The sequence below is a fragment of the Massilia sp. genome (assembly GCF_032106685.1).
Taxonomy (GTDB): Bacteria; Pseudomonadota; Gammaproteobacteria; order Burkholderiales; family Burkholderiaceae_D; genus Telluria.
The window spans coordinates 24,073-47,106 of record NZ_DAMCPG010000043.1; the positions used below are offsets into that span (position 1 = coordinate 24,073).

The window sequence follows — 23,034 nt, forward strand, 5'->3', positions numbered from 1 at the left end:
GTGCAGAGGTCGCAGGTGCAGCTGCCCACCCTACGGATGCCGGCGCCGCGGACCGTAGGGTGGGCAGCTCCGCCATTCCCGCATGAAGACCTTTGGCGCCTGCGCTGCCCACGCGGTGATACGCGTCGCCTGACCCGCCGCGTTGACGCTTGCCGTTACCGGGCCGGCGCACACATCCAGGCACCCATGCGCAACGCCGCCGCGCCGCTGGTAAGATAGTCAACCTTACAACCAGCGACCGGAGGGATGCACATGAAGGATCTCGTACAAGACGGCGACAGCCTCGTTGCCAGCACGGCGTTCGAAGACGGCGTCGACCGCCGTGTTTTCCTGAAAGCGGCAGTCGGCAGCGGCTTCGCGGCCGCGACCCTGCCGGTCATGGCGCAATCCGTGATCCAGACCGACACCGCCGGCCTGTCCGCCGGCGACCACATCATCGTCATCGACGGCCAGGACGTACCGGTCTATCGCGCCCAGCCCGAGGGCAGGACCAACCTGCCGGTCATCCTCGTGATCTCCGAGATCTTCGGCGTGCACGAGCACATCAAGGACGTGGCGCGCCGCTTCGCCAAGGCCGGTTACCTGGCCATCGCCCCGGACCTGTTCGTGCGCCAGGGCGACGCCACCAAGGTGAGCAATATCGCCGACCTGATGAAGGACATCGTCTCGAAGACCCCGGATGCCCAGGTCATGTCCGACCTCGACACCGTCGTCACTTGGGCCAAGCAGCGCGGCGGCGACATCGAGCGGCTCGGCATCACCGGCTTTTGCTGGGGCGGCCGCATCACCTGGCTGTATTGCGCCCACAACCCGAAGGTCAAGGCCGGCGTGGCCTGGTATGGCCGCCTGACGGGCGATGTCACGCCGAATTCGCCGAAGCACCCGATCGACGTGGCCCAGGGCCTGAAGGTGCCGGTGCTGGGCCTGTATGGCGCCAAGGACACCGGCATCCCGCTGGCGTCGGTCGAGCGCATGAAGGAACAGCTCGGGAAGGGCAACAGCCGCTCCGAGATCGTGGTCTATCCGAATTCTGGCCACGCCTTCCATGCGGACTACCGCCCGAGCTACAACGAAGCCGATGCGAAGGACGGCTGGAAGCGCGCGCTGAACTGGTTCGCGAAGCACGGCGTCGCATAAGCCGAGCGCGCCGCCGCACGTTTGGGAGCCGGGAAAGGTACAATGCCCGGCTTGCCAAGCGCAGCACGTCCAGAACAAGAGGCTTCAAATCGACCCGATCCTAATCTCCATCCTGCTGGCGACCCTCGTCGCCGGCGTCGTCAGCATCTCGGCCGCGGCATTGTTTTCGTTCACGCTGCTCTCCAAAATGGTGGAGCGGCTGGTGAGCCTGTCCGTCGGCATCATGCTGTCGACGTCGCTGCTGCACGCGCTGCCAGAGGCCTTCGATTCCGGCGCCAGCCCGCAGAAGCTGTTCGCGACCCTGTTGGCGGGCCTCTTGACCTTTTTCCTGCTCGAGAAAGTGGCGCTGCTGCGCCACTCGCACCACCACGAGGGCGACGGTCACCACCACGCCCACGGCCACGACGCGCACGCGGCCGGCAAGTCGGGCTGGATGATCCTGATCGGCGACGGCATGCACAACTTCACCGACGGCATCCTGATCGCGGCGGCCTTCCTGGCCAACCCCGAACTGGGCATCGTCACCGCGCTGGCGATCGTCGCGCACGAGATCCCGACCGAGATCGGCGACTTCATCGTGCTGCTCAACGCCGGCTTCTCGCGCCTGCGCGCCTACGTCTTCAACCTGCTGTGCAGCCTGCTGGCGGTGGCGGGCGGCCTGCTCGGCTACTTCACGCTGGACCGCGCCAGCGGCCTGATCCCCTACGTGCTGGTGTTCGCCTCGTCCGGCTTCATCTACATCGCGGTGAGCGACCTGATGCCGCAGATGCAGCGCCGCGCGACGGTCAAGGAATCGATCCCGCAGGTGCTCCTGATTTCCCTTGGCGTTATCATCGTCCTGTTCCTGACCGGGCGCTGATGTCGTGAGCGGGCCCGGCCACTTTGGTCAAGGAGTCCGAGCATGAAGGTTTGTCGCTGGATCCCGGAAGACGGGTTGGGCATCGAGCACCTGGCGCTGCGACAGGAGGGCGAGATCATCCTCGCCCAGGGCGCCGTGATCGGCGGCCGCCACGGCGAAGACTACGGCGCTTTCTACAGCATCCGCTGCGACGCCCGATGGCGCGTGCGCCATGCACTGATCGAGGTCGCCGGGGGCGGGCGGCTGGAACTCCATGCCGACGGCGAGGGACACTGGCAGGACGGCGACGGCGCGCCCATCGCGCAGCTTGCCGGCTGCATCGACATCGATCTCACCGCGAGCTGTTTCACGAATACGCTGCCGATCCGGCGCCTGCATCGCGTGCTCGACGAGCGGCAGGTGGTCGATGTCGCCTGGGTGTGGATTCCGGATTTGAAGGTGGAGAGGGCGAAGCAGGCCTATACGCGGCTCGGGGCGGATATGTATCGCTTCGAGAGCGTCGGCCGCGATTTTCAGGCCGACCTGCAGGTCGACGCGGATGGATTGGTGCTGCGTTATCCAGGGCTGTTCAAGCGGGTTTCGTAGTTTCGTAGGGTGGGTACTTGTACCCACACGTCACGGCGCCCGATTCGTCGAAATCTGGCCGGTCGCTGCGCGGGGACGGTGGGGTGTGCAAGAGTACGACCGCGTGGGCTCAAGAGCCCACCCTACGAACGACGATCGGGGTTGTAGGGTGGACCGGGCCGCGAGAGTTTCGTAGGGTGGGTACTTGTACCCACACGTTACGGCGCTCGATTAGTCGAAATCTGGCCGGTCGCTTTGCGGAAGCGGTGGGGTTCGCAAGAGTACGACTGCGTGGGCACAGGTGCCCACCCTACGAACCCGTCGCCACCGGCCGCGCCGGATCGGCGCTCCACTCGCTCCACGAGCCCGGATACAGCGCCGCGCCCGGCATGCCGGCCACTTCCAGCGCCAGCAGGTTGTGGCAGGCCGTCACCCCCGAGCCGCACTGCATGATGGCGTCCTTCGGGTCGCCGATCACGCTCCCGAATTCCTCGCGCAGCTGCGCCGGCGCCTTGAAGCGTCCGTCCCCTTGCAGGTTGTCCTTGAAGAAGCGGTTCTTCGCGCCCGGGATGTGGCCGCCGACCGGATCGACCGTCTCGTTCTCGCCGCGGAAGCGGTCGGCCGCGCGTGCGTCGACCACGGTGCGCTTCGCGCTCTCGATGTTCTCCAGCACCTCGGCCACCGTCACCGTCGGCACGAAGGGCGCGCGCGCCTCGATCGTTCCGCGCGGCTTGGCGGGGACCTCGGTGACCACGGGCTGGCCCAGCGCCTGCCAGGCCGGCAGGCCGCCGTCGAGCACGGCCGCGGCTTCATGGCCGATCCAGCGCAGCAGCCACCACAGGCGCGCCGCGTACATGCCGCCGTGGGCGTCGTAGGCGACGACCTGGGTGGCGTCGTTCACGCCCCAGGCGCGCAGGGCTTCGACCAGCGCTTCTTTTTCCGGCAACGGGTGGCGGCCGCGGAACACGCCGTCCGGACCGCGCCTGGCGCCCGACAGCTCGGTCTCCATGTCGGCGAAGACCGCGCCCGGCAGGTGGCCGGCGGCATAGGCGTCGCGTCCGAAGGCGAGGTTCACGAGGTCGTGCCGGCAGTCGACCACGACCCAGTCCGGGCGGTCGATGTTGGCGGCAAGTTCGGCGGCGGAAATCAGGGTCGTGTACATGGCGTCCTCACAGTTCGCTGGCGATGGGGTCGGTCTTCTTGATCACGGCGCCGCGCGCCGTGCTCCTCGTATTGTAGAACGTCGCCGCGATGCCCGATGCGAGAATGACGCCGATGCCGAGCCAGACGTGCCAGTCGAAGCTGTCGCCCCAGAGCAGCAGGCCCCACAGGCTGGAGAAGACGATGCCGGTGTACTGCAGGTTGGCCACCACCAGCACCTTGCCGACGCGGTAGGCGCGCGTCATCGCCATCTGCGCCATCAGGGCGGCGAAGCCGATCCCGAGCAGCAGCAGGCCGCCGTACAGCGTATGGCCGTGGAAGGGGAAACCGCCCTGCGCGCCGTCGCCGCCGATCACGCCCGCCATGCCGGCGACCGCCGTGGTCAGCGAAAAATAGAAGACCACGCGGTATTCGGGCTCGCCCATCTGGCCGAGTTTGCGTACCTGCATGTAGGCCATGGCCGAGATCACCGACGAGCACAGGCCCGCCAGGCCGCCCAGCCACTGGTTCGACGCGATCGCCGGCTGCAGCACCAGGGTGACGCCGAAGAAGCTGGCGCCGACCGCCAGCACCAGCGGCCACTCGGCGTGCTTGGTCTTGGTCCACCAGCCGAGCAGGAACATCCAGGCCGCGATCCAGATCGGCGCCATGTAGTTCAGGGTCATGGCGGTGGCCAGCGGCAGCTTGGAGATGGCGAAGAACCACAGCCACAGGGAGGTCACGCCGACCGCGCTGCGCCACAGGTGGGCTTTCGGGAAGGGCGTGCGGAAGCTGCCGCCCTGCTGGCGCACGATGGCGAGCAGGATGACGGAGCCGATGAGGCCGCGGTAGAAGAGGAGTTCGGAGGTGGTGTAGAACTCGGAAGCCAGCTTCACGCCCGCGCCCATGGCGGCAAACGCGAAGCTGGCGAACAGCATCCAGAGTGAAGGCATCAAATTCCTGGTTGGTGACAGCGGACCGTTACAGCTCGATCTTGCTGCGGTACCACTCATGGAAGTGCTGCATCCCGTCTTCCATCGGCGACTGGTAGGGTCCGACCTCGTTGACGCCGCGCTCGAGCAGGATCTTGCGGCCGGCATCCATGCGCTGGGCGATCTCGTCGTCCTCGACGCAGGTTTCCATGTAGGCCGCGCGTTCGGCGTCGACCAGTTCGCGCTCGAACAGGGCGATCTCTTCCGGGTAGTAGAACTCGACCACGTTGCGCGTCTTCTGCGGGCCCAGCGGCCACAGGGTGGAGACCACCAGCACGTTCGGGTACCACTCGACCATGATGTTCGGGTAGAGCGTGAGCCAGATCGCGCCGTGCTTCGGCTCCTTGCCGCCGTTGAACTTCAGGACCGCTTCCTGCCACTTCTTGTAAGCGGGCGAGCCGGCCTTCTGCAGGCCGCGGTTCACGCCGACGGTCTGCACGCTGTAGTCGCGGCCGAATTCCCACTTCAGGTCGTCGCAGGTGACGAAGTTGCCCAGGCCCGGGTGGAAGGGCTCGACGTGGTAGTCCTCGAGGTAGACCTCGATGAAGGTCTTCCAGTTGTAGTCGCAGTCGTGGATTTCGACGTGGTCGAACAGATAGCCGGAGAAATCCAGGTCCTTCGTGACCGACAGCTCCTTGAGTTTCTCCATGACATTGTAGCCGTTCTGCTCGAACAGCAGGCCGTTCCAGCTTTGCAGCGGCGACTTCGACAGGTTCAGGCAGGGCGTCTCGGCGAAATGCGGCGCGCCGATCAGTTCGCCCTTCAGGTCATAGGTCCAGCGGTGCAGCGGGCAGACGATGTTCTTCGCATTGCCGCGGCCATTGAACATCAGCGCCTGGCGGTGACGGCAGACGTTGGACAGCACCTCGATGCCATTGGCATTGCGCACCAGCATGCGGCCTTCGTTTTCCGATGCCAGCGTGGCGAAGTCGCCCGCCTCCGGCACCATCAGCTCATGACCGACGTAGCGTGGCCCCTTCTGGAACAGTTGCTGGATCTCACGCTGCAGCAGCGCATTGTCAAAATAAACATTTACCGGAAGCTGAGCGCACGAGCGCGCCAGCTTGGCGTGGGTAGCCAGATCGGACATCCCAACCCCCCTTTTATAAAAGCACCGAGCCAAGGGACCTCGAAAATCGGCTTTTCGAGGACCCCAAAGAAGAGAAAGAATCCAAAGACCAGTATTTTGGATTTGGAAATACGGTATTTCGGACAGAACCGGAGATTATACCGTGTAACGAGCTCTACAGTCTCGGACCAGCGCGCGGCTGTGGCGCACAGAGGCAAAGAAATTGCCGGAATGGCATGGTTTTCATGGCGTTGAAGGTGCTTGCGCTAAAATATGAGCTTCCTGTCAAGATACTCAGCATCTGCGCGACCACCCCAAGGGTAAGGATTGTTCTAAAATACGCGATTAGACTTCCCCATGGCGCACAGGTTGCGTCATTCTGTGGGGTCGCTGCCCCAACACAACAAGTAACTATGGCAAACAATTCAAACGCGCAAGCGACTGCGCCGGCGTCCTTCGAGGCGGCCATGGCCGAACTGGCCCAGCTCGTCTCCCAGATGGAGGCGGGCCAACTGCCGCTGGAAGCCTCGGTCGCCGCCTATGCGCGCGGTTCCGAGCTGGTGAAGTATTGCGCCGCCCAGCTCGACAAGGTCGAATCCCAAGTGAAAGTACTCGAAGGCGACATGCTCAAGCCCTTCAGCGCCGACGGCGCGGGCGAGGGCGGCCAATGAGCGCCCCGTTCGCAGACTGGATGGCGGGCGTCCAGGCCGACGTCGAAACCGCGCTGTCGAACTTCCTGCCGGCCGCCGGCACGGAACCCGCCAAGCTGCACGACGCCATGCGCTACACGACGCTGGGCGGCGGCAAGCGCGTGCGTCCCCTGCTGGTGTACGCCAGCGGCGCGCTGTTCGGCGCCGACCCGGGGGCGCTGGCGCGCGCCGCCTGCGCGCTCGAGATGATCCACGTGTATTCGCTGGTGCACGACGACATGCCCTGCATGGACGACGACGCCCTGCGCCGCGGCAAGCCGACCGTGCACGTGGCGTATGATGAAGCGACCGCGCTGCTGGTCGGCGACACGCTGCAGGCGCGCGCCTTCGAAACCCTGGCCGGCGCCGACACGCTGCCGCCAGGCCGGCTGGTCGGCATGCTGCGCCTGCTGGCCGAGGCCGCCGGTTCGGCCGGCATGTGCGGCGGCCAGGCCATCGACCTCGACAGCGTGGGCCTGGCGCTCACCCTGGAGCAGCTCGAGCGCATGCACCAGCTCAAGACCGGCGCGCTGCTGCGCGCCTCGGTCCTGCTGGGCGCGCTGTGCGGCAAGGACCTGGACGCTGCGGAACTGGAAGCCTTGAAAGCCTATTCGAAGGCGGTGGGGCTGGCTTTCCAGGTGGTCGACGACATCCTGGACGCCACAGCGGATTCGGCAACGCTCGGCAAGACGGCCGGCAAGGATGCCGCCGACAACAAGCCGACCTATGTGTCGATCCTCGGCCTGGCGCCCTCGCAGGCGCTGGCCGAACAATTGCGGCGCGAGGCGCACGATGCGCTGGCGCCATTTGGAGAACAAGCACTGCGGCTGCGCGAACTCGCGGACCTGATCGTGCAGCGGAAGGCCTAAATGAACCTGTTAGATAACATCAACGACCCGTCCGACCTGCGCAAGCTGCCGCGCACCCAGCTCACGCCGCTGGCGCACGAACTGCGCCAGTTCCTGCTCGAGTCGGTCGCCAAGACGGGCGGACACCTGTCCTCGAACCTCGGCACCGTCGAGCTGACCATCGCGCTGCACTACGTGTTCGACACCCCGCACGACCGCATCGTGTGGGACGTCGGCCACCAGACCTATTCGCACAAGATCCTGACCGGCCGCCGCGAGCGCATGCCCACCTTGCGCCAGCTGAACGGCCTGTCGGGCTTCCCGAAGCGCGACGAAAGCATCTACGACACCTTCGGCACCGCCCACTCGTCGACCTCGATCTCGGCGGCGCTGGGCATGGCCGCGGCCGCCAAGCTGAAGGGCGAGAACCGCCACGCGATCGCCGTCATCGGCGACGGCTCGATGACCGCGGGCATGGCCTTCGAGGCCCTGAACAACGCCGGCGTCGAGGAAGACTGCAACCTGCTGGTGATCCTGAACGACAACGACATGTCGATCTCGCCGCCGGTGGGCGCGCTGAACCGCTACCTGGCGCGCCTGATGTCCGGCCAGTTCTACGCCGCGGCGAAAAACGTCGGCAAGACCGTGCTGCCGGCGCCCCTGCGCGAGCTGGCCAGCCGCCTCGAAGAACACGCGAAGGGCATGGTGGTCCCGGCCACGATGTTCGAGGAATTCGGCTTCAACTACATCGGCCCGATCGACGGCCACGACCTCGATTCCCTGATCCCGACGCTGGAAAACATCAAGAAGCTCAAGGGCCCGCAGTTCCTGCACGTGGTGACCAAGAAGGGCCAGGGCTACAAGCTGGCCGAGGCCGAGCCGATCCTGTACCACGGCACCGGCAAGTTCAATCCGCTCGAGGGCATCAAGCCGGCGACGGCGCCGGCCAAGATCACCTACACCGAGGTGTTCGGCAACTGGCTGTGCGACATGGCGGCCATCGACAGCCGCCTGGTCGGCATCACGCCGGCGATGCGCGAGGGCTCGGGCATGGTGCGCTTCCACGCCCAGTACCCGGAGCGCTATTTCGACGTCGGCATCGCCGAGCAGCACTCGGTGACCTTCGGCGCGGGCCTGGCGACCGAGGGCATGAAGCCGGTGGTGGCGATCTACTCTACTTTTCTCCAGCGCGCCTACGACCAGCTGATCCACGACGTGGCCCTGCAGAACCTGGACGTGACCTTCGCGCTCGATCGCGCCGGCCTGGTGGGCGCCGATGGCGCCACCCATGCCGGCAATTACGACCTGTCCTACCTGCGCTGCATCCCGAACATGGTCGTCATGGCCGCGTCCGACGAGAACGAGTGCCGGCAGATGCTCACCACCGCCTACCACTACCCGGGCCCGGCCGCGGTGCGCTATCCGCGCGGCGCCGGCATCGGCGCGGCTATTTCAGAGGAGCTGACCAGCATCGAGATCGGCAAGGGCGAGATCAAGCGCCAGGGCGAGAAGATCGCGATCCTGGCCTTCGGCTCGATGGTCGCCCCGAGCCTGGGCGCGGCCGCCGACCTGAACGCCACGGTCGCCAACATGCGCTTCGTGAAGCCGCTCGACGTCGAGCTGGTCAAGCAGCTCGCCGCCGAGCACGACTACCTGGTGACGGTGGAAGAGGGCGCCGTGATGGGCGGCGCCGGCGCGGCCGTGGCCGAAGCGATGGCGGCAGCCGGCATCGTCAAGCCGCTGCTGATCCTGGGCCTGCCGGATAAATTCATCGACCAGGGCGATCCGGCGGCGCTGCTGGCGTCGGTCGGCCTGGATGCCAAGGGCATCGCGGCCTCGATCCGCGCGCGCTTCGGCATGGCGGACGAACCGCGGCTGGCGGTGGTCAAGAACTGAGCTGCTCAGGCTCTTTGAAGAAGCGGCGCCTTGGCGCCGCTTTTTTTATGTTCCGCGGTGTGCATGGGTACGACAGCGTGGGTTCAAGAACCCACCCTACGCCTTTGCCGAAATACGTGGCTTCCGTTTGGTAGGGTGGGTTCTTGAACCCACGCGGTATGGCACGCGTGCATATCCCGACCTCTCAATCCTGCCAGCTTTGCGCCGAGTATCTTTACCGATAACTTTGACGGAAACGCCACAAGAAGCCCGCCCGATTTCCCCCGCCAGGGGAAACGCCGACGGCCGCATGAGACGACGGCCGCCGCGCGTCATACATCGTCTTCGACCAAGAGGGGAGATTGCATTGAAAAACAAGATCGGCCTGTTCCTGTTCGCACTCGGCCTGAGTGCGTCCTATGCCTATGCGGGTGACGACTATATCGCCTGCTTCGAAACCTGCTTCGCCAGGTACGACGCCTGCGTGGCGGGCGGTTACGGCGAGAACTTTTGCGGATACCACCAGAGCCGCTGCCTGGCGATGTGCGACGGCTGGGACGGCAACGGCGACATTCCATGATTGCTTGACCGCAGGTTGATCGCAGCGTCGGCGGGATGATCGAAGCCGTGGGCTTCGATCATCCCGCCTACTTGAACAACGCCTCGGCCCGCTGGAACAGGATCCAGGACGTGGCGATGACCTTGTCCCCGCTGACCGGCACATGCCCCTTGTGCGTGTGCGTGAACCCCGCAGGCGCGACGATCAGGCGCCCCTTGCGCGCCGCGATTCTGCGGCCCTGGTAGAGGAATTCGGTCTCGCCGCCTTGCTCCACGTCGTTGAGATAGAACTGGAACAGCAGCACCCGGTGCAGCGTTTCGCAGCTGGCGTTCTGCGGATAGATCTCGGAATGCCAGTGGTGGTAGCCGCCGCTGCCGCGCAAATACTTCTGCAGGTTGATGGGGCCGCAGCGGTACAGCGCCTGCAGCAGGGGCTCGATGCGCGCGGCGGCGAGCTCGTCGAAATTCTCCAGCGTCAGCGGCGTCGGCGCGCCGGTCGCGGGGTGGGCCAGGGTCGGCGCCAGCGAGCCGGTGACGAGCGCGCGGTAGCGATCGATGTACTCGCACAGGTGGCGCGCGACGGTGCGCGTCAGGAGCGCGTTGACGTCGTCCCATTCGCGCTGCTGGGCGATGGTCAGGTCGTAGCTGTCCTTCTTCGTCACGTCCACGCCCTGGCCGGTGCGCCCGCGCACCACCTTGTCGCTGGCGTCGAAGCGCGCCACGATGGCGTCGCATTGTTGGGGCGTCAGCGCGCCGTCGTAGATGCCGATGAAGTCGTCCAAGCCAGTCCCTTTCCGTCGAATCGATCATGCCTGTTCAAGTGTAACCCGGCCTCAACGGGAGCGGGTGCACAGCCAGACCGCGCCCGCCGTCACCAGGAAGCCCGCCAGCGCCAGCGGGTCCAGGGTCTCGCCCAGCACCGCGAAGGCCATCAGCGCGGTCGCGCCGGGAATCAGGTAGAACAGGCTGGCCACCTTGCTCGCTTCGCCCTTGCGCATCAGGACGAACAGCAGGCTGGTCGCGCCGATCGAATTCACCACCGCCAGCCAGCCCGTGGCGAACAGCATGGTCGGCGTCCACCGCACCGCGAAACCCTCGAGGCCGAGCGACAGCGGCAGCGCCACCAGCGTGGCCACCGCCAGCTGGATGAAGCCGCCGGTGCGCAGGTCCATCCCGGCGCAGAATTTCTTCTGGTAGAGCGTGCCGAGCGTGATGCCGGCCAGCGCCACCACGGCGGCGCCATAGGCGATCGGTCCGGCGCCGCCGGCCGCTTCCAGCTTGTGCCAGACCACCAGCAGCACGCCGAGCAGGCCGCCCGCCATCCCCAGCCACTGGCGCGCACCCGGCCGCTCGCCCAGCAGCAGCGCCGCCCCCAACGCCGTACAAACCGGCATGGTGCCGACGATCAGCGCCGATTCGCCGGCCGACACGCCCAGCTTCAAGGCCGTGTACAGGCCGGCGAACTGCAGCGCCTGGATCAGGAGGCCGACCATCACCAGGTGCCCGAACTGGCGGCGATTCGCCGGCCACGGCGCGCGCGCGGCCAGCGCCACCAGCAGCAGTACCAGCGCGCCCAGCCCGAAGCGCAGGCTCAGCAGGGTGAACGGCGCGGCATAGGGCACGGCCAGCTTGCCGACCACATAGCCCGAACTCCACATCGCAATGAACAGCAGGGGCAGGGCGAGGCCGGCCAGGCCGGCAGCCGCGGGGATCGAGAGCCTGATCGTTGTCATTGTTTTCTCCGGTAAGGTCATTGCTCCCAGCTTATGCCGGATACTGTTGCGATACAATCCTATCAATACAAAACACATTGTTTCCAAAGGCGATACGATGGCCACGATGGAACCGCGCGACTTTTCCGATATCTGGGCCTTTGTCCGGGTCGTCGAGAGCGGCTCGTTTTCCGAGGCGGCGCGCCGCATGGGCACCACCAAGGCCAACATCAGCAAGCAGGTGGCGCGCCTGGAAAAGACCCTGCAGGCCAAGCTCCTGCACCGCTCGACCCGCAAGCTCGGCCTGACCGAGGCCGGCGGCGCGATCTTCCAGCACGGGCTGCGCATGATCGAGGAAGCGAAAGCGCTCGAAGCGACCGCCGCCGGCCTGCAGGCGGGACCGGCCGGCACGCTGCGCGTGAGCGCCTCGGTGGCCTTCGGGACCAGCTGCCTGGCGGGATTGCTGCCGGCCTTCATGGCGCGCTATCCGGACATCCGTGTCGTCCTGAGCCTGGCCGACCGCTACGTCGACCTGGTCGAGGAAGGAATCGACGTCGCGCTGCGCCTGGCGCCGCGCATCGATACGCCGAGCCTGGTGGCGCGGCCGATTGCGCCGCTCCGCTACGTGCTGGCCGCCGCGCCCGCCTACCTCGACAAGCACGGCACGCCGACGCGCGTCGAGGAGCTGGGGGAGCACCGCTGCCTCGGCTTCGGCGGCGGCGCGCCGCTGACCTGGGAATTCGACGGCGCCGGCGGCAGAACGCGCATCAGGCTCGACACGGCGCTGGCGGCCAACAGCAGCCTGGCCCTGCACGCCGCCATGCTGCGCGGCGCCGGCATCGCGCTGCTGCCGGCGTATGTGGTCGACGAGGACCTGCGCCGCGGCGCGGCCGTGCAGGTGCTGCCGGAACTGGCGCCGACGGGCTTTTCCGGCGACCGGGTCTATGCGGTCTACCTCGAGAACCGCTTCCTGCCGCCGAAGGTAAGGGTGTTCATCGATTACCTGCTCGAGACGGTCGGGCCGCAGCAAGGCTGAGCGGCCGGCAACCACCGGCCGCGCGTGCCGGCGCCACGCATGCCACCCTGCCGGACCTGCCTCATCCACGATATTTGATATAGTTTTGCTAATCTATCGGAGATCGATCATGGAGGAAGCTGTGAAAAACGTGGATGTGAAAGTCACCGTGGATGTGCGCGTCGATCCGCTCGGCGTCGCCGTGTTCTTTGCGTCGGTTGCTGCGACGCTGTTCTTCCTCAAGAAGAACGTCAAGAGCGTGCCGCAGACCTCGGCGTCATAAAGCCATCAATCCCGGAGGAGGCAAGCGGCCGGCAGATCAACGCAGGCTGCCTTCCTCCACCATCGTCTCCTTGGCCACCTCGGCCACCTGCCTGTCGTCCTCGGTCAGCCGCACCGTCGTCCAGCTGCCGCGCGCAAACCACGCCACCGACACCAGCGCCACCGCGACGTTCGTCACCGGGAACGACCACCACAGTCCATCGGGTCCCAACGCAGTGTGCTTCGCCAGCACGTAGGCAAGCGGGAACTGGATCATCCACTGCGACACCATCGCGATGATCATCGCGCTTAGCATGTTGCCCGACGCGCGGAAGGCCGACACGATGCACAGCTGGATGCCGATCCCGCCCCAAGCCAGGCACATGATGCGGATGAAGTGGGCGCCGCCGGCGATCACCGCCGGGTCGTCCGGAATGAAGAAGCGCACCAGCCACGGCGCGCATAGCCAGGCGGCGCCGCCCAGCAGTGTCAGCAGGACGAAGCTGGCGCAGGCGCCGAGCCAGGTGATGCGCTCGGCACGCGCCGTATTCCCGGCGCCGATGTTCTGGCCGACCAGGGTCGCCACCGCCATCGCGATGCCCATCACCGGAATCGTGATCACCTGCAGGATGTTCGAGCCGACGCCATACGTCGCGATCGCCAGCGTACCGAAGCTGGCCACCAGGAAGGACATCACCATCAGGCCCAGCGCGCGCGTCGACAGCTCCACCGAACCGGGAAGGCCGAGGAAGAAGGCGCGTTTCAGGTATACCGGATCCGGCCTGAAGCCGCGCCACGCCAGGGCAATGCCATGCCGCCCGCGCAGGAACACCAGCATGCCGAGGCCCGCGGCGAGGGCCTGGGTGACCAGGGTGGCGTAGGCCGCGCCCATCACGCCCTGGCCGGGAACCGGCCCCCAGCCGAAGATGAACAGCGGATCGAGCACGAAGTTCAGCAGCACCGTGCCGGCGACGATCATCAGCGGAATGCGGGTCTGGCCGACGCCGCGCATCAACGCCTGGAACATCGCATACATGAAGACGAACAGGATGCCGACGAACGACACGCGCAGGAAACCCAGCGCGCCGCTGTAGACATCCGGCGCCACGCCGAGCAGATGCAGCAGGGTGGGGGCGAGCACGAAGCCGATCGCCCCGAACACGATCGAGGTGATCACGACCATCAGCATGGTCTGCGCCGCCACGTGGTTGACCATGTCCTGGCGCCCGGCGCCGACGTATTGGGCGGCCATGGTGGCGCCGGCCATCGCCAGGCCGGAGCCGAGCGCGATCACCAGGAAGGTGACGGGGAAGCTGACCGAAATCGCCGCCACCGCCGACGCGCCCAGGCGCCCGACCCAGAAGGCATCGGTCAGCTGGTAGCCGGTCTGCAGCAGGTTGGCGAGCATGATCGGGATCGCCAGCGTGACGAGGGCGCGCGGAATCGAGCCCTCGAGGAAGAGGGTTTTGCGGTCGGTTTTCATGACATCATGCTAAGCCAACGCGGCCCAGCATGATGTACGGTAGCGCCCTCAACCTTGACGATGCTCCGGCACGTGGATCGAGCGCGCCAGCAGATGCCCCGCCAGCCAGCCGCCGACCAGGCCGCCGATGTGGGCCGCGTTGTCGGTGTGCGGATAGATGAAGCCCATCCATAGGCTGAACAGCAGGAAGGGCAGCAGCGAGGCGCGCAGTTCCTTGACCACGGTGGGCGGCACGCCGCTGTTCTCGCGGCCGAGGAAGGCCAGCAGGCCGCCGATGATGCCGAAGATCGCGCCCGAGGCGCCGACGCTGTTCACCTGCGGGTTCCACAGCACGCTGGCGAGGCTGCCGGCCAGGCCCGACAGCAGGTACAGGCCGGCGAAGCGCACGCTGCCGAAGATGCGTTCGGTCAGGCGCCCGACCTGCCACAGCGCCAGCATGTTGAAGCCCAGGTGCAGGATGCCGCCGTGCAGGAACATCGCGGTGAACAGGCGCCACCATTCGCCGCGCAGGGTGCGCCGGCCGAAGTTCGAGCCCCATTCCACCAGCTGCTGCGCCTCCATGATCGAGGCCACGTTCGGCCGGATCTCGAACAGCTGGCGCAACGGCCCTTCCAGCGCGGCCTGGTAGCGCTGGCGCGCCAGCCACATCAGGAAGAAGATGCCAATGTTCGCGACCAGCAGCCCCCAGATCACCGGCGTCGACGGCGTCCAGTAGTCGATCCGGTCGTGGAACACCTCGTTCTCGGCATGGGCCTCGGCAAAGGAGGCGGTCTGGCGCTTCGGCAGCAGGGCGACGATGCGGTCGGCAGTGGCGGCGTCCGGCGCGCTGAAGCCGACCGTCAGGTCTTCCTTCACGCCGAGCACGTCGAACCAGACGTCGCTGCCGCTGGCATAGGCGTTGACGATGTCGACCATGCGCAGGCGCTGCTCCTGGCGCTGCGGCAGCCGGAACGAGCGGTGCCGGCTGCCGCGCACGGTGACGAAGTCGGCGCCGACCTCGATCGTGCCGTTGCCGCGGAACTGGAAGGGATTGCTCGGCCAGTTGGACCCGGCCATGTAGAAACGCACCTCGAATACGTGGGCACCCGCCATGCAAGCGTCCTTAGCCGCGCTTGCGTTCGTGGTTCCACAGCACGTCGCTGCCGCCGGCGAAGCGGTTCAGCACCCGCGCCAGCACGAACATCAAATCCGACAGGCGGTTCACGTACTGGCGCGGCTGCGGATTGATCGTGTCTTCCTTGGACAGCGCGACGATGGCGCGTTCGGCGCGCCGGCACACGGTGCGGCAGACGTGCGCGGTGGAGGCAGCGCGCGAACCGGCCGGCAGGATGAACTCCTTCAGGATCGGCAGGTCGGCGTTGTACTTCTCGAGCAGGCCGTCCAGGCGCGCCACGTGCTCGTCCTTGATCATCTGGTAGCCGGGGATGCACAGCTCGCCGCCCAGGTCGAACAGGTCGTGCTGGATCGAGACCAGTTCCTCGCGCAGGTCGATCGGCATGTCCTCGCACAGCAGCAGGCCCACGAAGGAGTTGAGCTCGTCGACTTCGCCCAGCGCGTGGATGCGCGCGCTGTCCTTGCCGGTGCGGCTGCCGTCGCCGAGGCCGGTGCTGCCGTCGTCGCCGGTGCGTGTGGCGATTTTTGAAAGTCGATTGCCCATGATTATGTCCAGCCTATAAAAAAAGATAGCCCGAGGATACGACAAAACGATGTAATTGTGCTTACAATCGCAGGATGAGCGCCTCCCTCCAAGTTCCTGTCGAGCGCCGGCAGCAGGTCGCCGCCGCCCTGCGCGCGAAACTGCCGGACCGCGTGGTCCTGCACGCCCCCGAAGACACCCGCCCCTACGAATGCGACGGCCTGGCCGCCTACCGCCAGTTGCCGATGATCGTCACGCTGCCCACGAACGAAGCCGAGGTGCTGGCCATCCTGGACGTCTGCCGCGAACTGAATGTGCCGATCGTGCCGCGCGGCGCCGGCACCGGCCTGTCGGGCGGCGCGCTGCCGATTCACGACGGCGTGGTGATCTCGACCGCGCGCCTGAACCGCATCGTCAAGGTCGATGCGTATTCGCGCACGGCGGTCGTGCAGCCGGGCGTGCGCAATCTCGCGATTTCCGAAGCGGCGGCCCAGTACGGCCTGTACTACGCGCCCGATCCGTCCTCGCAGATCGCCTGCACCATCGGCGGCAACGTGGCCGAGAACTCCGGGGGCGTGCATTGCCTGAAATATGGCCTGACCGTGCACAACGTGCTGCGCGTGCGCGTGGCCACCATCGACGGCGAGATCGTCGAACTCGGCGGCGAGGCGCTGGATGCCCCGGGCCTGGATTTGCTGGCCGTCTTCATCGGCTCCGAAGGCATGCTCGGGATCGTCCTCGAAGCCACGGTCAAGCTGGTGCCGAAGCCGGCCGTGGCCCAGGTGATCATGGCCAGCTTCGACGACGTGGTCACCGGCGGCAACGCGGTGGCGAGCGTGATCGCGGCCGGCATCATTCCCGCCGGCCTGGAGATGATGGACCGCACCTCCTCGCGCATGGTCGAGCCGTTCGTGCGCGCCGGCTACGATACCGACGCCGCCGCCATCCTGCTGTGCGAGGCCGACGGCACGGCGCTCGAGGTGGCCGAGGAGATCGGGCGCATGTCCGAGGTGCTGCAGGCGGCCGGCGCCAGCGCGATCGCGGTGTCGCAGAACGAGGCCGAGCGCCTGCGCTTCTGGTCCGGGCGCAAGAACGCCTTTCCGGCCGCCGGCCGCATCTCGCCCGACTACTACTGCATGGACGGCACCATACCGCGCAAGCACCTGGCCCACGTACTGACCAGCATCGAGCAGATGGAGAGCACCTACGGCCTGCGCTGCGCCAACGTGTTCCACGCGGGCGACGGCAACATGCATCCGCTGATCCTGTTCGACGCCAACAAGCCGGGCGAATTCGCGCGCGCCGAGGCCTTCGGCGCCGCGATCCTGGCGCTGTGCGTGGAAGTGGGCGGCACCATCACCGGCGAGCACGGGGTCGGCATGGAGAAGATCGACTCGATGTGCGTGCAGTTCGGGCGCGCCGAGCTGGACGCCTTCTTCGCCGTCAAGCGCGCCTTCGACCCGCACATGCTGCTCAATCCGGACAAGGCGATCCCGACCCCGCACCGCTGCGCCGAATTCGGCCGCATGCGCGTGAGCGGCGGCGTGCTGCCTTTCCCCGACCTGCCGCGTTTCTAGGAAGTCCAACAGCATGATCGAACAATTCAGGGACCGCGTGCGCATGGCCGCGGCCGGCGGCGGCAAGCTGCGCATCCGCGGCGGCGGCACCAAGGACTGGCACGGCCAGTCTTTCGAGGGCGAGATCCTCGATACGCGTGGCCACGCCGGCATCGTCGACTACGAGCCGACCGAACTCGTGATCACCGCGCGCTGCGGCACGCCGCTGTCCGAGATCGAGGCCGTGCTGGCCGAACGGAACCAGATGCTGGCCTTCGAGCCGCCGCACTTCGGCATTGATGCGACTTTCGGCGGCGTCATCGCGGCCGGTTTATCGGGCCCGCGCCGCGCCAACAGCGGCGCCGTGCGCGACTTCGTGCTGGGCGCGAAGCTCATGGACGGCAAGGGCGAGGTGTTGACCTTCGGCGGCCAGGTGATGAAGAACGTGGCCGGCTACGACGTCTCGCGCCTGCTGGCGGGCTCGCTCGGCACGCTGGGCCTGTTGCTGGAGGTGTCAGTGAAGGTGCTGCCGCGGCCCTTCGCCGAGACCACGCTGCGTTTCGCGATGAGCGAGATCGACGCCATCCGCAAGCTGAACGAGTGGGGCGGCCAGCCGCTGCCGCTATCGGGCAGCTGCTGGGTCGACGGCGTACTGGCGCTGCGCCTGTCCGGCGCCCAGGCGGCGGTGGACGCGGCCGTGAAGTCGCTGGGCGGCGAGCCGTTGCCGGATGCCGATGGTTTCTGGCTCGGGGTGCGCGAGCAGCGGCACGCCTTCTTCGCCGGCGAGGCGCCGCTGTGGCGGCTGTCGCTGCCGTCGGTCGCCGCCCCGCTGGCCTTCGGGAGCGGACAATTGATCGAGTGGGGCGGGGCGCAGCGCTGGCTGCGCGCGGATGCGGCAAGGGCAGGCGAGATCCGGCGCGCGGTGGCGGCGGCCGGTGGCCATGCGACCCTGTTCCGCGGCGGCGACAAGGCGGTCGGCGTGTTCCAGCCGCCGGCGCCGCCGGTGGCGCGCATCCACGAGCGCTTGAAGGCGGCCTTCGACCCTGCGCACATCTTCAATCCGGGACGGATGTACTGACATGCAAACCAATCTTGCCGATTTCATCAAGGGCACCCCGGACGGCGACGAGGCCGAAGCGATCCTGCGCGCCTGCGTGCACTGCGGCTTCTGCACCGCTACCTGCCCGACCTACCAGCTGCTGGGCGACGAGCTCGACGGCCCGCGCGGGCGCATCTACCTGATCAAGCAGGTGCTGGAAGGCGCCGAGCCGACCCGCAAGACCCAGCTGCACCTGGACCGCTGCCTGACCTGCCGCAACTGCGAGTCGACCTGCCCCTCTGGCGTGAAGTACGGCCGCCTGGCCGACATCGGCCGCCGCGTGGTCGAGGAACGCGTGCCGCGCACCTGGCAGAACCGGATCAAGCGCACCACGCTCAAGGAATTCCTGCCGCGCGCCGGCCTGTTCAAGCCCGCCTTCCGCGCCGGCAGCGCGCTGCGCGCGCTGTTGCCGAAGGAGCTGCAGGACAAGCTGCAGCCGGCGCGCGCCGCGGGCCCCTGGCCGACGCGCACCCATGCGCGCAAGATGCTGGTGCTGGAAGGCTGCGTGCAGCCGGCGATGGCGCCCAGCATCAATGCCGCCACCGCGCGCGTGCTGGACGCGGTCGGCGTGCAACTGCTGGTGGCGCCGCAGGCCGGCTGCTGCGGCGCGGTGCGCTACCACATGAACGACCAGGCCGGCGGCCTGGATGACATGCGCCGCAACATCGACGCCTGGTGGCCCTACATTGAACAGGTGGAGGCGATCGTGATGACGGCTTCGGGCTGCGGCGTCACGGTCAAGGAGTACGGCCACCTATTGGCCCACGACCCCGCGTACGCAGCCAAGGCGGCGCGCATTTCGCTGCTCACGCGCGACCTGTCCGAGATACTGCCGCAGTTCGAAGCGCAATTGGCGCTGCGGATGGCGGGGAAGGGCGCCCAGCGCGTGGCCTTCCACCCGCCCTGCACGCTGCAGCACGGCCAGCAGATCCGCGGCAAGGTCGAGGGCGTGCTGCGCGCGGTCGGCGTGGACGTGGTGCTGTGCGCTGACAGCCACCTGTGCTGCGGCTCAGCCGGCACCTATTCGGTGCTGCATCCGGAGATCGCGCACGAACTGCGCGAGCGCAAGCTGGCGAACCTGGCCGCCACCGGCGCCGGCGAGATCGTGTCGGCAAACATCGGCTGCATGACCCACCTGCAGTCGGGCACCGGGACTCCGGTGACCCACTGGATCGAGCTGGTCGACAGGATGCTGGCGCCCGTCGCGCCGGGCTGAGCCTTCCACCCCGCGTTCGGCTTCCCATGGCCGGGCCTTGCGCAGCCCGGCCGGCCGGCGTGGGCGCCGGCGCCCGCCGCATCCTTTAGCGCCTCCGTATCCCGCCTGGGCGGCGCCATGCATCGTCCATCGGGCATGTCCAGAAAGCCAAATTTCCTCTTTGTAAACAAATCGACGCCGAATTTAATTCGGGTTGTGAGACTTCGCGTAATTTCATTGTGGCAAATACACGACAAAAATCACGGAGATCGGCAGGAAATGCCAAAAGTTTCTGTTTTACCTTTGCAAGAGGGTAATGTTGTGCAACAGTATTTAACTGTCCTTGCACAATTCGTAGCATACGGTTGTGCTGGTGGACGGTTTATTAAAATAAGTTTAACAAACTGGAGTCGTTTTGAAGCACAAGAGTACTTTGAGTAAGAGCACCATCGCGATGGCCCTGACCATGGCATTCCCTGCCTTCGCCATTGCGCAGCAAACCAGCACGCCTGAAGTCAAGATGCAGCGCGTGGAAGTCACCGGTAGTAGCATCAAGCGCACCGAAGCGGAAGCTGCCGGTTCGGTCCAGATCCTGAACCGTGACGATATCGAAAAGACCGGTGAGGCGACTGCCCTGGGCATCCTGACCTCGACGGCTTCGATCGACACCAGCATCAACTCGTCCAACAGCTCCTCGGGCAGCTTCGCGACCGGTTCCTCGGGCGTGAGCATGCGCGGCCTGGGCAAGGTCTCGACCCTGGTCCTGGTCAACGGCCGCCGCATCGCGCAGTACGGCCTGTCCGACGGCGCCCAGCAGAACTTCACCAACCTCGACGCCATCGCCAGCGACGCGATCGAGCGCATCGAGGTCCTGAAGGACGGCGCATCGGCAATCTACGGCTCGGACGCCGTGGCCGGCGTGATCAACATCATCCTGCGCAAGGACTTCCAGGGCGCCAAGATCCGCGGCCAGTACAAGGAGCCTCAGCACTTCCAGGAAGACCGCAGCCGCAACGTGTCGGCGATCGTCGGCTTCGGCGACATCGACGAAGACGGCTACAACACCTACATCACCGCCGAAGCCTACAAGCGCGACGGCTACTCCCAGGCCGACCTGGCGCGCCACTATCCGTCGTGGCACCGCCTGACCCCGGGCCGCTCGACCTACGACGCAAAGAGCTCGTACTCGCCGACCGGTAACTACTACCTGAGCAGCACCAACATCGTCGCTGCACCTGGCTGCCCGCCCGAGGACATCGATCCGGTCGACCGCCTGTGCAAATTCGACACCACGCCGTACACTGGCCTGACCACCGACAGCAAGCGCAAGGCAATCGCCAGCAACACCAGCTTCCGCATCGGCAAGGACATCAACGCCAACTTCGAGGTGACCTACGCCGACGCGACCAACGAATACATCGTGGCGCCGTCGGCCCTGCAGCCGACCTCGAGCTCGAGCATCTGGTATGACGTGCGTGGCGGCAAGATGGTCGGCCCGTTCAACTATCCGAAACTGCCGGTCGGCCACGCGTCGAACCCGTACAACGTTCCGGTCGAGTTCCGCACCCGCCTGATGGACACCGGCGACGGCTTCAACTTCAACCGTACCGAGTCGGACCAGTGGCGCGTGATGCTGGCCCTGGACGGCACCATCGGCGACTGGGACTGGAAAGCCGCCGGCGGCTGGATGAAGTCCTCGGCAGTCAAGGGCACCCGTAACGCCAGCAAGGAAGGCTACACCAACGCCATCGTGAACGGCACCTACAAATTCGGCCAGCAGAACGACTACGCTGTGCTGGATTCGATGTTCCCGGTCCGTACCACCGAAGGCGCAGCCGACATCAAGTTCTTCGACGCCACCGTCACGGGCACGCTGATGCAACTGCCGGCCGGTCCGCTGAGCGTCGCAATCGGCACCGACATCCGCAGCAACGGCTACTGGATGAAGAGCTCGGAAAACGTCCTGCGCGGCGAGCTGATCGGCGTGTTCGGCCTGCAGGTCGACGACCGCGTCAACCAGTACGCCCTGTTCACCGAAGCCAATGTGCCGCTGACCAAGCGCCTGGAAATGTCGGCCGCCGTCCGCGCCGACAAGAGCGACAACGCCGACGCCCACCTGTCGCCGAAGCTGGGCCTGCGTTTCAACGCCACCGACAGCCTGCTGCTGCGCGCCACCGCATCGGGCGGCTTCCGTGCGCCGAACATCGTCGAATCGGGTAACGGCCTGGGCCGCAGCTCGGTCGCTACCCAGGTGAACGATCCGCGTCGTTGCCCGATCGCGACCCAGCTGAACAACCTGGTGCAGAACGCCGCCGGCGCTACCACCTCCGACAAGAGCCAGGCGAACAGCTTCCGCAACTCGGAATGCTCGGCCAACCTGCCAAGCTTCGTGTCCTCGAACCCGGACCTGAAGCCGGAAACCTCGCGTTCGTTCACTGGCGGTATCGTCTGGGAGCCGATCAAGAACTGGACCACCGCGATCGACTACTACTTCATCGAGCGCCGTAACGAGATCGGTACCCGTTCGACCGTCGACATCCTGAAGGGCGAGGCCGACCTGCCGGCCGGCCAGCTGGTCCGTATCGACAACAGCGTTGCCGACAACGAGTTCCTGGCGCTGGTCAACAAGTACGCGCCTGGCAACACCATCAACTACGGCGGCGTCGGCCAGCTGGGCATGGTGTACAACCCGTACGTCAACAGCGGCCGCACCCGCGTGTCGGGCCTGGACTTCGACGCATCGGGCCGCTTCAAGTACTCGGGCATGGACATCCGCCTGAAGCTGGACGGCACCTATGTCCTGAAGTACCAGGAATTCAGCGTGGCCGACAACGCCTATGACCGCAACATCGTCGGCACCTGGGACTTCGGTTCGCGCATGGCAGTCAAGGCCCGCGCCTACGTGAAGAAGGGCGATTTCGACCACGGCATCACCTGGAACTACGCGAGCGGCTACAGCAACAACAGCATCTCGTCGCCGACCTACTGCGTGACCCAGAAGGTTGCTGCCGAGTACATGGGCGATTGCGCACGCGTTGGCCGCAACACCACCGTCGACTACTCGCTGGCTTACTCGGGCATCCCGAACGTCAAGCTGAACCTGTACGTCTACAACGTGTTCAACGAAGGCCGTCCGATCGCATGGCGCGACGGCTGGAACACCACCTCGCCGCAGTTCCGTACCCTCGCGGTGGCGGCAAGCTACACGTTCTGATCGCTTGAACGCATGAGCCGGGACACCGGCTCGCGATGAAGTGCAAGAGACCAGGCCTCGGCCTGGTCTCTTTTTTTGGCGCTGTCACCGTTATGTGTTGAACATGCCCAGCGCCGCTCGCAGGAAGCGCTC

General features: G+C 66.3%; 21 protein-coding genes. 13 read left to right on the forward strand and 8 right to left on the reverse strand.

Going from position 1 to position 23,034, the window contains the following annotated elements; translation table 11 throughout:
* Positions 1 to 252 precede the first annotated feature (252 nt).
* The 3 genes from RT688_RS19570 (at position 253) to RT688_RS19580 (ending at position 2,581) form a co-directional block, all read left to right on the forward strand.
* Positions 253 to 1,137, forward strand: a complete 885-nt coding sequence (locus RT688_RS19570) for a dienelactone hydrolase family protein (protein WP_313706512.1) — start codon at positions 253 to 255, stop codon at positions 1,135 to 1,137.
* A gap of 160 nt (positions 1,138 to 1,297) precedes the next feature.
* A complete protein-coding gene (locus tag RT688_RS19575) occupies positions 1,298 to 1,996 on the forward strand; it encodes a ZIP family metal transporter (RefSeq protein ID WP_313706513.1) in 699 nt (232 codons plus the stop codon).
* 42 nt (positions 1,997 to 2,038) lie between these two features.
* On the forward strand, positions 2,039 to 2,581 hold the full coding sequence (locus tag RT688_RS19580; RefSeq protein WP_313706514.1) for a putative glycolipid-binding domain-containing protein: 543 nt from the start codon (positions 2,039 to 2,041) through the stop codon (positions 2,579 to 2,581).
* Positions 2,582 to 2,870: 289 nt separating this feature from the next.
* On the opposite strand, the gene RT688_RS19585 is transcribed toward RT688_RS19580, so the two are convergent.
* From RT688_RS19585 to RT688_RS19595, 3 genes are read right to left on the reverse strand one after another with little or no spacing between them, the layout of a single operon-like run.
* Positions 2,871 to 3,722: a sulfurtransferase gene (locus RT688_RS19585; RefSeq protein WP_313706515.1), complete on the reverse strand. Its 852-nt coding sequence runs from the start codon at positions 3,720 to 3,722 to the stop codon at positions 2,871 to 2,873.
* Between the two features lie 7 nt (positions 3,723 to 3,729).
* The gene (locus RT688_RS19590; RefSeq protein WP_313706516.1) at positions 3,730 to 4,653 is read right to left on the reverse strand and encodes a DMT family transporter; all 924 of its coding nucleotides are present in this window, start codon (positions 4,651 to 4,653) and stop codon (positions 3,730 to 3,732) included.
* Positions 4,654 to 4,681: 28 nt separating this feature from the next.
* Positions 4,682 to 5,782 (reverse strand): aromatic ring-hydroxylating dioxygenase subunit alpha, encoded by a 1,101-nt coding sequence (locus tag RT688_RS19595; protein WP_313706517.1) that lies wholly within the window; start codon positions 5,780 to 5,782, stop codon positions 4,682 to 4,684.
* Positions 5,783 to 6,174: 392 nt separating this feature from the next.
* On the opposite strand from RT688_RS19595, the gene RT688_RS19600 reads away from it, so the two are divergent.
* The 4 genes from RT688_RS19600 (at position 6,175) to RT688_RS19615 (ending at position 9,753) form a co-directional block, all read left to right on the forward strand.
* Complete coding sequence (locus tag RT688_RS19600) at positions 6,175 to 6,432, forward strand: exodeoxyribonuclease VII small subunit (protein WP_312549714.1); 258 nt, start codon at positions 6,175 to 6,177, stop codon at positions 6,430 to 6,432.
* Positions 6,429 to 7,319, forward strand: a complete 891-nt coding sequence (locus tag RT688_RS19605; protein ID WP_313706518.1) for a farnesyl diphosphate synthase — start codon at positions 6,429 to 6,431, stop codon at positions 7,317 to 7,319. Before RT688_RS19600 ends, RT688_RS19605 begins: the two co-directional genes overlap by 4 nt.
* Positions 7,320 to 9,194 (forward strand): 1-deoxy-D-xylulose-5-phosphate synthase, encoded by a 1,875-nt coding sequence (gene dxs, locus RT688_RS19610; RefSeq protein ID WP_313706519.1) that lies wholly within the window; start codon positions 7,320 to 7,322, stop codon positions 9,192 to 9,194.
* A 346-nt stretch (positions 9,195 to 9,540) separates the two neighbouring features.
* Positions 9,541 to 9,753 (forward strand): hypothetical protein, encoded by a 213-nt coding sequence (locus RT688_RS19615; RefSeq protein ID WP_313706520.1) that lies wholly within the window; start codon positions 9,541 to 9,543, stop codon positions 9,751 to 9,753.
* Positions 9,754 to 9,820: 67 nt separating this feature from the next.
* Here the strand turns inward: RT688_RS19615 and RT688_RS19620 are convergent, their stop codons facing one another.
* Together RT688_RS19620 and RT688_RS19625 are read right to left on the reverse strand one after the other, a co-directional pair.
* Entirely contained in the window at positions 9,821 to 10,513 is a 693-nt protein-coding gene (locus tag RT688_RS19620) for a 2OG-Fe(II) oxygenase (RefSeq protein WP_313706521.1), read from the reverse strand.
* 51 nt (positions 10,514 to 10,564) lie between these two features.
* The gene (locus tag RT688_RS19625) at positions 10,565 to 11,464 is read right to left on the reverse strand and encodes a DMT family transporter (protein ID WP_313706522.1); all 900 of its coding nucleotides are present in this window, start codon (positions 11,462 to 11,464) and stop codon (positions 10,565 to 10,567) included.
* 97 nt (positions 11,465 to 11,561) lie between these two features.
* On the opposite strand from RT688_RS19625, the gene RT688_RS19630 reads away from it, so the two are divergent.
* Positions 11,562 to 12,479 (forward strand): LysR family transcriptional regulator, encoded by a 918-nt coding sequence (locus RT688_RS19630; RefSeq protein WP_313706523.1) that lies wholly within the window; start codon positions 11,562 to 11,564, stop codon positions 12,477 to 12,479.
* Between the two features lie 109 nt (positions 12,480 to 12,588).
* Positions 12,589 to 12,741, forward strand: coding sequence for a hypothetical protein (locus RT688_RS19635; RefSeq protein ID WP_312549699.1), 153 nt, complete (start codon positions 12,589 to 12,591; stop codon positions 12,739 to 12,741).
* Between the two features lie 36 nt (positions 12,742 to 12,777).
* Here the strand turns inward: RT688_RS19635 and RT688_RS19640 are convergent, their stop codons facing one another.
* From RT688_RS19640 to RT688_RS19650, 3 genes are read right to left on the reverse strand one after another with little or no spacing between them, the layout of a single operon-like run.
* Complete coding sequence (locus tag RT688_RS19640; protein ID WP_313706524.1) at positions 12,778 to 14,202, reverse strand: MATE family efflux transporter; 1,425 nt, start codon at positions 14,200 to 14,202, stop codon at positions 12,778 to 12,780.
* A gap of 48 nt (positions 14,203 to 14,250) precedes the next feature.
* Positions 14,251 to 15,294, reverse strand: a complete 1,044-nt coding sequence (locus RT688_RS19645; RefSeq protein ID WP_313706525.1) for a rhomboid family intramembrane serine protease — start codon at positions 15,292 to 15,294, stop codon at positions 14,251 to 14,253.
* A gap of 10 nt (positions 15,295 to 15,304) precedes the next feature.
* Positions 15,305 to 15,859, reverse strand: a complete 555-nt coding sequence (locus RT688_RS19650; RefSeq protein WP_313706526.1) for a cob(I)yrinic acid a,c-diamide adenosyltransferase — start codon at positions 15,857 to 15,859, stop codon at positions 15,305 to 15,307.
* A gap of 74 nt (positions 15,860 to 15,933) precedes the next feature.
* On the opposite strand from RT688_RS19650, the gene RT688_RS19655 reads away from it, so the two are divergent.
* The 4 genes from RT688_RS19655 (at position 15,934) to RT688_RS19670 (ending at position 22,902) form a co-directional block, all read left to right on the forward strand.
* Positions 15,934 to 17,415, forward strand: coding sequence for an FAD-linked oxidase C-terminal domain-containing protein (locus RT688_RS19655; RefSeq protein ID WP_313706527.1), 1,482 nt, complete (start codon positions 15,934 to 15,936; stop codon positions 17,413 to 17,415).
* Between the two features lie 13 nt (positions 17,416 to 17,428).
* A complete protein-coding gene (glcE, locus tag RT688_RS19660) occupies positions 17,429 to 18,472 on the forward strand; it encodes a glycolate oxidase subunit GlcE (protein ID WP_313706528.1) in 1,044 nt (347 codons plus the stop codon).
* A 1-nt stretch (position 18,473) separates the two neighbouring features.
* The gene (gene glcF / locus RT688_RS19665; RefSeq protein WP_313706529.1) at positions 18,474 to 19,709 is read left to right on the forward strand and encodes a glycolate oxidase subunit GlcF; all 1,236 of its coding nucleotides are present in this window, start codon (positions 18,474 to 18,476) and stop codon (positions 19,707 to 19,709) included.
* Positions 19,710 to 20,121: 412 nt separating this feature from the next.
* Positions 20,122 to 22,902 (forward strand): TonB-dependent receptor plug domain-containing protein, encoded by a 2,781-nt coding sequence (locus tag RT688_RS19670; RefSeq protein WP_313706530.1) that lies wholly within the window; start codon positions 20,122 to 20,124, stop codon positions 22,900 to 22,902.
* Positions 22,903 to 23,034: the final 132 nt, after the last annotated feature.